Raw genomic sequence first — 627 nt, forward strand, 5'->3', positions numbered from 1 at the left:
TCCAAATTCTGCTACTATTTGTACTGCTAATTTTTCTGATATGCCTGAGAATTTTTTTGCTTCTTGATATTCTTCTAAGGGCTCGGATATTTCTATCATTTGTGATAAAATGCTATTTAGAATCTGATTTATTTGTTTTATCAGGTTTATTCCTTCTCTGATATTCGTTTCTATTTTTGAGTTATGGGAAGGCTGAGTTGAGATGCTATCCTCTGCTAATTTGTAAATTGCTTTTGCTTTGTTTGCATTTGGATGGTATCTCTTTTCTTTTGCCCAAGTTTTATATTCTTCTATGAATTCTTCTTCTGTTTTTTCTAGTACTAGGTCTTTATGCCACCATTTTTCTAAAAAGTCTAATAGTTTGTCTTTTGAAAAGTCTCCTGAATTATGTGGAATTAGTTTTTTTATTCCTGGAAATGTTTGATGTATTGTTTGGTCTATGAAGTTTATTTGGTTGATTCTTAGTTCCATGTAATGTTGGTAGTTTCTGTTTAATTCTTTTAAGACCATGTAGTTATCTTCATCAATCTTGTATTCTTCTAATTCTTTCCAATACATTAGTCCATATTCTGCTATTTGTTTTGCATCTATATTGTCATTTTTTGCTTTTCTAAAGTTTAATGCTCG

General features: G+C 30.0%; 1 protein-coding gene. It reads right to left on the reverse strand.

The annotated features are described in order from the left end of the window. The coding region (locus WMO19_RS09860; RefSeq protein ID WP_349171697.1) for an IS110 family transposase at positions 1-627 on the reverse strand (627 nt) is incomplete at both ends.

Source organism: Peptoniphilus hominis (ex Hitch et al. 2025) (genome assembly GCF_040096015.1).
Classification (GTDB): Bacteria; Bacillota; Clostridia; order Tissierellales; family Peptoniphilaceae; genus Peptoniphilus_A; species Peptoniphilus_A hominis.